Here is a 9299-nt window from a genome sequence, read left to right on the forward strand (position 1 = left end):
TAGCGGGTGTCCGGCCAAGTGTTTCCCCCCCCCCACCCCACCAGACCCCTTTGCCCGTGCCCCACCCCCCCCCTTTTCGTGGTGGCGTTCCCCCCCCCCCCCCCCCCTCCCCCCCCCACCACCGGCGTGCGCGAACGCGAGGAAAGAGGGGGCTGACATGGGCGGCGGAACGGCACTGGTACTCGGCGGCGGGGGCCTCACCGGCGTCGGCTGGGAGTCCGGGATCCTGTACGGGCTCTCCCGGGCCGGAGTGGACCTCACCACCGCCGACCTGGTCGTCGGCACCTCGGCCGGCTCCGTGGTCGGCGCCCAGCTCACCTCGGGCCTCCCCGTCCGGGAGCTGTACGAACGCCAGCTCGGCGACCCCGCCGGGGAACGTGCCGCCCGGATCGGCGCCGGGGTCTTCGCCCGCTACGCCCTCGCGATGGCCCGCTCCCGGGACGCCGCCGCCTACCGCCGCCGGGTCGGCGCCTTCGCGCTGGCCGCCGAGACCGGTGCCGAGGCGGACCGGCGCCAGGTGCTGGAGGCGCGGCTCGTGTCGCACGAGTGGCCCGAGCGGCGGCTCGTCGTCACCGCCGTCGACGCGCTCACCGGGGCCCCGGCCGACTTCGACCGGGAGAGCGGCGCCGGGCTCGTCGACGCCGTCGCCGCGAGCTGTGCCGTCCCGGGCGTGTGGCCGCCGGTGACGGTCGGCGGGCGCCGCTTCATCGACGGCGGCGTCCGCTCGACGGCCAACGCCGACCTAGCGGCCGGGTACGACCGCGTGGTGGTCCTCGCTCCCATGGCCATGGGCTCCGCCCTGATCCCCTCGCCCGCCGACCAGGCCGCCCGGCTGCGGGAGGCCGGCGCCCGGGTGCTGCTGATCACCCCGTCCCCGCAGGCCCGCAAGGCCTTCGGGCGCAACGTCCTGGACCCCGCCCGCCGGGATCCGGCCGCCCGCGCGGGGCTCGCGCAGGCCGCGGAGCACGCGGCCGACGCGGCGGCCGTCTGGGCGGCCTGACAATGGTGGCGTGAGCGACGAACAGATCCCGGTGATCCGGGAAGTGGGCCAGGGCACCGCCAAACTGATGCCGGACGTGGACCGGGAGCGGGCCTGGCTCCTCACCGTGGACGGGGCGCCCCAGTCGTACGTCGACCTCGACGAGCCCGAGCACCTGGAGTTCGAGTACGTACGCCGCCTCGCGCACGTACTGGACTGCGCGGCGGAGCCGGGGGCCGCGCTGGACCTGCTGCACCTGGGCGGCGGCGCGCTCACCCTGCCCCGGTACGCCGCGGCCGTCCGCCCGGGGTCCCGGCAGGACGTGGTGGAGTTCGACGCCGCCCTGGTGGAGCTGGTGCAGGGGCACCTCCCGCTGGCGGCCGGGGCGCGGGTGACGGTCCACGCCGCCGACGCGCGGGCCTGGCTGGAGGCCGCCCCCGCAGCCAGCGCGGACGTACTGGTCGCCGACGTGTTCGGCGGCTCGCGGGTGCCCGCCCCGCTGACCTCGGTGGAGTACGCGCGGCAGGCGGCGCGGGTGCTGCGGCCCGGCGGGCTGTACGCGGCGAACCTGGCCGACGGGGCGCCGTTCGGCTTCCTCAGGGCGCAGCTGGCCAACTTCGCGGCCGCCTTCGCGGAGCTGGCGCTGATCGCCGAGCCCGGAGTGCTGCGGGGACGGCGCTTCGGCAACGCCGTGCTGCTGGCCTCGGACGCCCCGCTGCCGGTGGCCGCACTGGCCCGGCGCTGCGCCGCCGACGCGTTCCCCGCCCGGGTGGAGTCAGGGGAGGGGCTCGCCCGGTTCATGCGCGGGGCGCGGCCGGTGGCCGACGCGGACGCCGTCGCCTCGCCGGCCCCGCCGGAGGGGGCGTTCAGCCTGGGGTGAGCTCCGCCGTGCCGGGGGCCGCCGCCGGGACGGAGACCTTCACGGGCGGCGGCTTGCGGGTGATCCGGCGTACGTCCGGGACGAACAGGACCAGGGCGGTGGCGGCGACCACCAGCACCGCGCATCCCCACAGCGCCTGGGTACGGCCGAAGGCGCTCTCGGCCGGGCCGGCCAGGGCGGTGGCGAGCGGGAGCATCGACACCGAGCCGAACCAGTCGTAGGCGGAGACCCGGGAGAACTTCTCCTCGGGGATCTCCTGGTGCATCGTGGTCATCCAGTTGACGCCGAACACCTCGATCGCGGCGCCGCTGACGAACATCACCGCGCACAGCCCCCATACCGGCAGCGGGACCGCCAGCCCCGCCGAGGGCAGCGCCAGCGGGAACACGCACAGGGTGCCGACCAGCAGCAGGCGGCGCGGCTTCCACACCATCATCAGGACGGCTCCGGCGATGGTGCCCGCGCCGAAGAGGGCCAGGGCCACGCCCCAGGGGGCCGGCCCGCCCAGCCGGTCGCGGGCGACGAGGGGTCCGTACACGGCCTCGGCCGCCCCGACGACGGCCACGACCACGGAGAACTGGAGCACGATGCTCCACAGCCAGGGCCGGGTGCGGAACTCCACCCAGCCCTCGCGCAGGTCGGACAGCAGGCCCCCGCCGGGGGGCCGCTCGGCGACCCGGCCGACGTCCAGGAAGGCGCGCAGGGCGCCCGCGACGGCGAAGGCCGCCGCGTCCACGGCCAGCACCCAGCCGGGGCCGATGGCGGCGATCATCGCCCCGCCGAGGGCCGCGCCGCCGATGCCGGCGCCGTTCATCGCCATGCGGAAGAGGGCGAAGGCCCGGTTGGCGTGCTCGCCGGAGACGCTGGACAGGAGCATGCCCTCGGCGGCCGGGTTGAAGAAGGCCGTGCCGGTGCCGCACAGGGCGGTGAGCAGCATCATCTGCCACAGCTCGGGCTCGCCGGCGAGCACGAGCGCGGCGAAGGCGGCCTGCGAGACGCAGTTGAGGGCGTTGGCGGCGACCATCACGCGGTGCCGCGGCAGCCGGTCGGCGAGCGCTCCGCCGATGAGGAGGAAGAGGACGAGGGGCAGCGTCCGGGCGGCGGCCACGAGGCCGACGTCCGCGCTGGACCCGCCCGCTTCGAGCACCGCGAAGGAGGCCGCGATGAGCGCCCCGTGGCTGCCGAGGTTGGTGACGACCGCGGCGCCCGTCAGGAGGCTGTAGTTGCGTCCGGCCCAGGAGGGCCGGCGGCTGGGGGTCCGGAAGACGGTACGGGGGCTCACCCCGGGACTATCCCCTGCTCCGGGCCGAGAATCCAAACGAAATAACGTGAATCGGATCGTCGGCCCGGAGGTCCTGAGGTCCTGCCCGTGGTCCTGCGGTCCTCAGCGGACCGCGGGGGCGGCAGGACGCCGGGGGAGCGGGACGGTCAGCCGCCGCTGAGGCGCACCGAGCTCAGGATCTTCTCGTACGTCGCCTGGTCGACCTCGCCGGGGACGCCGGCGGCGCCGTACAGGACCCAGGTGGCGAAGTCGCCCTTGGCGTTCTTGAAGGTGAAGGCGATGCTCTTGCCGTCCGACGAGCACTTGTTCTGCTTGGGGACGTTGGTCGCGGTCGCCGTCGCGTAGTGCCCCTTGAGGCCCGAGGAGGTCGTGTACTCCTTGGGCTCGGAGATCTTGACGAGCTCCTTCGGCTGCTTCTGCGCGTACGCCCCGTACACCCAGGTGCCGGCCTCGTTGCGGGCGGCCTCGGCGGTGTCCTTGGCGCCCTGGCCGCCCTTGGTCCCGGTTCCGGCCAGGGAGGTGGTCTCCTCGCGGCCGTCCTTGTTCGAGTCCACCTTGCACCACTCCTCCTTGAGGAACGCGGGTGCGGAGAACATGACGTACGGGGAGCCGTCGCCCTTGGCCTCGTCCTCGAAGCCGGCGCCCACGCCGGAACCCAGCACGTTCCACTCCGGCGGGACGTCGAAGGCGGTGCCGTGCTTCGGGTTGATGACCACCTTCCAGCCCGGGATCACCGGCTTGATGTCGCCGCCGGCGCGCGGGTTGGGGCCGCTCGGGGCCGCAGGCTCGACCGGGGCGACGGGCGCGGAGGAGGAGGCGACCGGCTTGTTGTCGGCCTCGTTGCCGCCCCCGTCGTCGCGGGTCAGCACGAAGCCGGCGGTGGCGGCGGCCGTCACGACGACCGCGGAGGCCGCGACGATGGCCACCGTCCGGGTGGAGAAGGGGCTGCCGCCGCCGGCCTGCGCGACCGGCTGCTGCTGGGTGGGCCGGCCCCACGGCTGGACCGGGGGCGGGGTCTGGTAGCCGGGCTGTGGGTAGCCGTAGCCGGGCTGCTGCTCACCGAATCCCGGCTGCGGCTGCTGCTGGTACGGGTTCGGCTGTCCCGGCTGCTGCTGGTACGGGTTCTGACGCGGGTCCTGGGGGTTCTGCTCTCCCCCGGGCTGCTGCTGCTGTCCTGGCCACATGGCCGGTAACCATAGTGGGAGCTGCCGACAGGGGCCACGTCCGCCCCCTGCCCGGCTCTGGCCAACCGCATCTACTCGTGGGTAACATCGCGTGCCATGAGCGCAGAACAGATGAACGTGGGCGAACTGCTCGCCAAGACCGTGCCGATGGCCCGCACCCTGAACCTGGAGTTCCTGGAGACCACGCCCGAGCGCGCCGTGGTCCGGCTGCCGGACCAGCCCGACTTCCACAACCACGTCGGCGGCCCGCACGCCGGAGCCATGTTCACCCTTGCCGAGTCCGCGAGCGGCGCCATCGTCCTGGCCGCCTTCGGGGACCAGCTCTCGCGCGCCGTGCCGCTGGCCGTCAAGGCCGAGATCGGCTACAAGAAGCTCGCCAAGGGCGTCGTCACCGCCACCGCCACCCTCGGCCGCCCCGCCGCCGACGTCGTGGCCGAACTCGACGCGGGCGGCCGCCCCGAGTTCCCCGTCACCATCGCCATCCAGCGCCAGGACGAGGCCGTCACGGGCGAGATGACCGTCGTCTGGACGCTGCGCCCGAACGCGTAGCCGTCGCCCGTACGCCGGCCACGGGGCCGGAAGCGGCCGCCGCGGGGGCTGGACGTGCCCCCGCAGGGCTGAAATCGGCGGCGCGGGCGCGCGTCACGGCGCGAACGGGGCGCGGGAGCAGCACAGTGGGGGCGGGAGCGGTCCGGCGCGGGCCGCTCCCGCCGTGCTGTCGGGCGGCGATCGGGCCGCCGCCCGGAGCGATCCGGCCGCCGGGAGGCGTTCGCCGGTCGTTCGTCCCGAGAAGGCCTGCCGTGGACGGAGGCCGCCCTGAGGAGCGGATAGGCTGCCCGTTCGGCGTGTCTCGGGGGCGCGCCGGTGACGACGAGGGAGGACGTACCGGTGCACATCCAGGAATGGCTGGAGGAGATCCCGGCGATCAGTGTCTATCTCCTGGTGGGACTGGTCATCGGGCTGGAGAGCCTCGGCATCCCGCTGCCGGGCGAGATCATCCTCGTCAGCTCGGCCCTGCTGGCCTCGCAGCACGGAGACATCGACCCCGTCGTCCTCGGCCTGTGCGCGATCGCCGGTGCGATCATCGGCGACTCCATCGGGTACGCCATCGGCCGCCGCGGCGGCAAGCCGCTGCTGGAGAAACTGGGCCGGCGCTTCCCCAAGCACTTCGGGCCCGACCAGGTGGCCATGGCCGAGCGCTCCTTCGACCGCTGGGGCATGTGGGCCGTGTTCTTCGGGCGTTTCGTCGCCCTGCTGCGCATCTTCGCCGGGCCGCTGGCCGGCGTACTCCAGATGCCGTACTGGCGCTTCCTCGTCGCGAACGTCTTCGGCGGCATCCTCTGGGCCGGCGGCACCACCGCCGTCATCTACTCGGTCGGCATCGTCGCGGAGCCGTGGCTGAAGCGGTTCTCCTGGCTGGCGCTGGTGGTGGCCGTGGTCATCGGACTCACCGTGACCCTGGTGCTGCGCTCCCGGATGAAGAAGGCGGCGGCCGAGGCCCGCGAGGCCGCGGCGGCCCCGGCACCGGCGCCGGAGCCCGCCACCGCCCCGGCGGGCGTCTCCGACTGACGCCCCGGCGGGTGCCCCGCGCCGGCGCCCCGGCTGACGCCCCGCGATGGTGCCCCGGGGCGACGCCCCGCGCTGGTGCCCCGGGCCGGCGCCGGGGCACGCGCCCCGTCCGCGTCGGCGGCCGCGTCGGCGGCAGCGGGCCGACGCCGGCGCACGGCCGGGCGGCGGTCAGGCGCCGGGGAGCACCGAGGCCCGGTGCTGCTCCGCCAGATCCCTGTACATCGCGGCGTTCACCCTGATCCCCTCGCGCTCCTCCTCGGTGAGCTCCCGCCGCACCTTGGCCGGCACGCCCGCCACCAGGGAGCCGGGCGGGACCACCATGCCCTGGGGCACCAGGGCCTGCGCGGCCACCAGCGAACCCGCGCCGATCACGGCGCCGTTCAGCACCGTCGCGCCCATCCCGATGAGGCAGTCGTCCTCCACCGTGCAGCCGTGCACCACCGCGTTGTGCCCGATCGAGACGCGCTCGCCGACGGACACCGGGAAGCCGGGGTCCACGTGGAGGGTGCAGTTGTCCTGCACGTTGCTGTCCGCGCCCAGCGTGATCGGGCCGCAGTCGCCGCGCAGCACCGCCGAGTACCAGACGCTCGCGCCTGCGGCGAGCGTGACGTCGCCGACGACGACGGAGGTCGGGGCGGTGAAGGCCGTCGGGTCCACCGAGGGCTTCCGGTCGCCGACGCCCGCGATGAGAGCCCCCTGGTGTGCCTGCTGCGCCGGGTTCGGCTGATTGCTCATGGTCACTTCCCTCTGGTTCCGGATGCCGCGCCAACTGCACCGTAGGGCACGGGGCGCCGCCGACCCGCGATGGGGTGAAGATCACAGGAGCCGGGTCCGGACGTCCGGCGCGGGGCGCACTACCGTGGCCGGGTGCCGAAGAACCAGAACACGTTCTCATCCCTGGCGGCCCTGCGCCGCCGGATCGCCAGCCGCGCGGTGCACGCCGGCTGGCGCTGGATGCAGCAGGCCGGGGCCGTCACCGCGGAGCACCCGGGCCGGCTGCGCTTCGGCGCGATCGGCGAGGGGACCCGGCTCGCCTTCCCGCAGGGCACCGTCTTCGGCGAGCGCTGGATCCGGCTCGGCGGGCACTGCATCATCGCCGAGCAGGTCACCCTGACGGCCGGGATGATGCCCGACCTCGACCTCGGGGCCGACCCGGTGCTGGTGCTGGGCAACGGCGTGGTCCTCGGCCGGGGCAGCCACGTCATCGCCGACGCGCGGATCACCATCGGCGACGACACGTTCTGCGGGCCCGGGGTGTACATCACCTCCACCAACCACAGCTACGACGACCCGCACGAGCCCGTCGGCCGGCAATGGCCCCGCAGCGCCCCGGTGGAGATAGGCCCGGGCTGCTGGCTGGGCACGGGGGCGGTGATCCTGCCCGGAGCGAAGCTGGGCCGCAACGTCGTGGTGGCCGCGGGGGCCGTCGTACGGGGTGAGGTGCCCGACCACTCCGTGGTGGCGGGGGCCCCGGCGCGGATCGTGCGACGGTGGGAGCCCGAGACGGGCTGGCAGCCCCCGCTGCGCACCCCGGCACCGGTGCCGATCCCCGACGGGATGACGCCGGAGCAGCTGCGCGGGCTGGCACGGCTGGCGGAGGCCGAGCAGTCCTCGTAACGGGTGCGGCGACGCCCCGGGGGGCCTGGGGCCTGTCGTCGCGTTCCCGTCTGCCCCGCGACGCCTGGTCCTAGCCGGCGGCGAGCAGGACCGTGCCCGCGAGGGCCAGGCCCGCGCCGGCCGCCTGGACGCCGCGCAGCCGTTCCTTCAGGACGACGAAGGCGGCGAACGCGGTGGCCACCGGGTACAGCGAGGAGATCACGGCGGCCACGGTGACGGGTCCGGCCTGGGCGGCGAGGGAGTAGGTCCCGTTGGCGGCGACGTCCGCGAGGCCGACGAAGGCCAGGGCCGGCATCATGCTCCACAGCACGCGCGGACGGGTCCCCTCAGGCAGGGCCGGGACCCCGCGCCGGGTCTGCACCAGCAGGGCGGCGCCGCCGACGGCGACGTTCGTGACCCGCTGGACGAACAGGGCGAGGACCAGGCCGGTCAGGGTGCTGGAGGCCTCGGAGATCAGGGCCATCACCGCGCCGAAGCCGAAGGCCGCGACGAGGGTCAGCACCACCGCCCGCTGCTGCACGGGGGCGCCGCGCAGTTCGGGTCCGCCGGCCAGGACGATGCCGACGACCGCCACCAGGATCCCGGCGAACTGGCCGAGCCCGGGCCGCTCGCCGAGGCCCAGCCCCACGCCGACCGGCACGACCACACCGAGGGAGCCGAGCGGGGAGACCACGCCCATCGGGCCGAGGGCCAGGGCCTTGTAGAAGGCGAGCATCGCGGCCGGCCCGACCAGGCCGGCGGCCACCGCGAACCACAGCTGCGGTCCCGCCTCGCTCCAGGCGCCGGTGCCGAGCACGAGCGCGCCGAGCACCACCACGGCGGCGACCTGCGAGACCACGAGGACCGTGAGCGCCGGTATCCGCCGCGTGAGCATGCCCCCGCCGAAGTCGGCGAGGCCCCACAGCAGGGCTGTGGCCAAGGCGAAGAGGGCGGTCATGTCGGGACCTCGCAGTACAGTGCGGTGAACGGTGGAGTGCAGCATCGAACACACCGCAGATTAGTTCACTCTATTGGACTGTGTCATCCAAGATATTGGACGGAATGGTGTCGGACCTCGAACAGCTCACCCAGGCGCTCGCCCGCAACCTCAAGCGGTGGCGCGGTGAACGCGGCTTCACCCTCGACGCGCTGGCCGCCCGCGCCGGGGTCAGCCGCGGCATGATCATCCAGATCGAGCAGGCCCGTACGAACCCCAGCGTGGGCACCACGGTCAAACTGGCCGACGCCCTCGGGGTCAGCATCACCACCCTCCTGGATCACGACCGCGGGCCGCAGGCCCACGTGGTGCTGCCGGGGCAGGGGGTGCGGATGTGGTCCAGCGGGGCGGGCAGCGAGGCGCGCATGCTGCTCGGCGACGACCGGCGGGGCCCGGTCGAGATGTGGACCTACCGGCTGGAACCCGGCGACGGCACGGCCTCCGACCCCCACCCGGCCGGAACCTTCGAGATGCTGCACGTCACGGCCGGGGAACTCACCCTGGACATCGCCGACGACCGCCACGTGGTCCCGGCGGGCGGAGCCGTCTCCTTCGAGGCGAACCTCCCGCACGCCTACCGCAACGAGGGCGACGCCCCGCTGGAGATGACCATGGCCGTCTCCATCCCGCCGGTCGCCGGCGTCGGCCCCCGCCAGCCCTGAGGCCTGTCGTCGAACTGCCGTCGTCGCGGGGCGGACGGGAGTCTGACGGCAGGCCCTAGCTGTATTGATCACGAGCGTTGTTGACACTCGGCAGGTCTTGAACATGACGAAGACCTCCGGTGTGGTGGGAGCTGTCTAGGAACTCACCGC

At 74.5% G+C, this 9299-nt stretch carries 10 protein-coding genes; 6 read left to right on the forward strand and 4 right to left on the reverse strand.

What is annotated here, in order from left to right:
* Positions 1-157: 157 nt before the first annotated feature.
* Both AC069X_RS35395 and AC069X_RS35400 read left to right on the forward strand, forming a co-directional pair.
* Entirely contained in the window at positions 158-1000 is an 843-nt protein-coding gene (locus AC069X_RS35395; protein ID WP_478735343.1) for a patatin-like phospholipase family protein, read from the forward strand.
* 67 nt (positions 1001-1067) lie between these two features.
* The gene (locus AC069X_RS35400; RefSeq protein WP_478735356.1) at positions 1068-1859 is read left to right on the forward strand and encodes a spermidine synthase; all 792 of its coding nucleotides are present in this window, start codon (positions 1068-1070) and stop codon (positions 1857-1859) included.
* Here AC069X_RS35400 and AC069X_RS35405 read toward each other — a convergent pair.
* Positions 1846-3141: an MFS transporter gene (locus AC069X_RS35405; protein WP_478735345.1), complete on the reverse strand. Its 1296-nt coding sequence runs from the start codon at positions 3139-3141 to the stop codon at positions 1846-1848. The two genes, AC069X_RS35400 and AC069X_RS35405, sit on opposite strands and share 14 nt — an antisense overlap.
* A 146-nt stretch (positions 3142-3287) precedes the next feature.
* Positions 3288-4325: a DUF8017 domain-containing protein gene (locus AC069X_RS35410; protein WP_478735347.1), complete on the reverse strand. Its 1038-nt coding sequence runs from the start codon at positions 4323-4325 to the stop codon at positions 3288-3290.
* Between the two features lie 111 nt (positions 4326-4436).
* Between AC069X_RS35410 and AC069X_RS35415 the strand changes: the two genes are divergently transcribed.
* Positions 4437-4874, forward strand: a complete 438-nt coding sequence (locus AC069X_RS35415; protein WP_478735358.1) for a DUF4442 domain-containing protein — start codon at positions 4437-4439, stop codon at positions 4872-4874.
* Between the two features lie 339 nt (positions 4875-5213).
* The gene (locus tag AC069X_RS35420; protein WP_478735360.1) at positions 5214-5894 is read left to right on the forward strand and encodes a DedA family protein; all 681 of its coding nucleotides are present in this window, start codon (positions 5214-5216) and stop codon (positions 5892-5894) included.
* Between the two features lie 168 nt (positions 5895-6062).
* Here the strand turns inward: AC069X_RS35420 and AC069X_RS35425 are convergent, their stop codons facing one another.
* Positions 6063-6629 carry a gamma carbonic anhydrase family protein gene (locus AC069X_RS35425; RefSeq protein ID WP_478735348.1) on the reverse strand — a complete coding sequence of 189 codons (567 nt, stop codon included), beginning with the start codon at positions 6627-6629 and terminating at the stop codon, positions 6063-6065.
* Between the two features lie 132 nt (positions 6630-6761).
* Between AC069X_RS35425 and AC069X_RS35430 the strand changes: the two genes are divergently transcribed.
* Positions 6762-7511, forward strand: coding sequence for an acyltransferase (locus AC069X_RS35430; RefSeq protein ID WP_478735350.1), 750 nt, complete (start codon positions 6762-6764; stop codon positions 7509-7511).
* A 70-nt stretch (positions 7512-7581) separates the two neighbouring features.
* Here AC069X_RS35430 and AC069X_RS35435 read toward each other — a convergent pair whose 3' ends face one another.
* Positions 7582-8448: an EamA family transporter gene (locus AC069X_RS35435; RefSeq protein ID WP_478735352.1), complete on the reverse strand. Its 867-nt coding sequence runs from the start codon at positions 8446-8448 to the stop codon at positions 7582-7584.
* A gap of 107 nt (positions 8449-8555) precedes the next feature.
* On the opposite strand from AC069X_RS35435, the gene AC069X_RS35440 reads away from it, so the two are divergent.
* Positions 8556-9149 carry a helix-turn-helix domain-containing protein gene (locus AC069X_RS35440; protein WP_478735362.1) on the forward strand — a complete coding sequence of 198 codons (594 nt, stop codon included), beginning with the start codon at positions 8556-8558 and terminating at the stop codon, positions 9147-9149.
* Positions 9150-9299 lie beyond the last annotated feature (150 nt).

The organism is Streptomyces sp. NPDC043896 (assembly GCF_056435605.1).

Excerpts from the sequence above, each read along its gene's own strand:
- AC069X_RS35400 (WP_478735356.1), top strand. The coding sequence starts at position 1,068 with ATGCCGGACGTGGACCGGGAGCGGGCCTGGCTCCTCACCGTGGACGGG.
- AC069X_RS35435 (WP_478735352.1), bottom strand. The coding sequence starts at position 8,448 with ATGACCGCCCTCTTCGCCTTGGCCACAGCCCTGCTGTGGGGCCTCGCC.
- AC069X_RS35395 (WP_478735343.1), top strand. The coding sequence starts at position 158 with ATGGGCGGCGGAACGGCACTGGTACTCGGCGGCGGGGGCCTCACCGGC.
- AC069X_RS35425 (WP_478735348.1), bottom strand. The coding sequence starts at position 6,629 with ATGAGCAATCAGCCGAACCCGGCGCAGCAGGCACACCAGGGGGCTCTC.
- AC069X_RS35410 (WP_478735347.1), bottom strand. The coding sequence starts at position 4,325 with ATGTGGCCAGGACAGCAGCAGCAGCCCGGGGGAGAGCAGAACCCCCAG.
- AC069X_RS35415 (WP_478735358.1), top strand. The coding sequence starts at position 4,437 with ATGAACGTGGGCGAACTGCTCGCCAAGACCGTGCCGATGGCCCGCACC.